The sequence below is a fragment of the Bacillus sp. RHFS10 genome (assembly GCF_016757475.1).
Lineage (GTDB): Bacteria > Bacillota > Bacilli > Bacillales > Bacillaceae > Bacillus > Bacillus subtilis_G.
This window is the reverse complement of the sequence record NZ_JAESPO010000024.1, coordinates 1-460: the sequence shown is the minus strand read 5'-3', so window position 1 is coordinate 460 and position 460 is coordinate 1. Positions and strand designations below refer to the sequence as shown.

The window sequence follows — 460 nt, the reverse complement described above, 5'->3', positions numbered from 1 at the left end:
AACAGGGTGTGGTCGCGCGGCCTCTGGCTGGTCGCACACCTGTGCTCACCACTTACCTGCTGCGCCGTGGCAACGAGCCTTCGGAAGTGTTGGCTCGTTTTATCGAGAGAACAAGCTCCCTTGAACCATCCGCGACGAAGAAGCCGACCGTACTACCCGACCTTGATGCTACGGAGGAAATCGAGCCATGAACAAGATTGCGCTGATTCTGCTTGCTGCAATGCTGACCGCCTGCGGCAAATCCGAACCCACCGAAACGGTAGAGGCACTTGCCGCCAATCCTGAACGATTGAAGGAACTGCGGCAACAGTGCAAGACGGATCGCGCCAAGCTGGGCGACGAACTCTGCAATCGTGTGGCCGAGGCGACGAATCGACGGTTCTTTGGCGATGGGAAGACGCCCTATACAGCGCCGAAAGAGCAACCGAAGTTCTGATCGAACCATCATCTACTCAATGAC

At 57.0% G+C, this 460-nt stretch carries 2 protein-coding genes; both read left to right on the top strand.

All coding sequences use genetic code 11. From position 1 onward, the window contains the following. Positions 1-191, top strand: a 191-nt coding sequence (locus JMN17_RS21580) for a hypothetical protein (protein WP_242519932.1), incomplete at its 5' end; no start/stop codon positions are given. After that, positions 188-436, top strand: a complete 249-nt coding sequence (locus JMN17_RS21465; protein WP_202329209.1) for an EexN family lipoprotein — start codon at positions 188-190, stop codon at positions 434-436. The genes JMN17_RS21580 and JMN17_RS21465, both read left to right, overlap by 4 nt. The last annotated feature ends 24 nt before the right edge of the window (positions 437-460 follow it).

Excerpts from the sequence above, each read along its gene's own strand:
- JMN17_RS21465 (WP_202329209.1), top strand. The coding sequence starts at position 188 with ATGAACAAGATTGCGCTGATTCTGCTTGCTGCAATGCTGACCGCCTGC.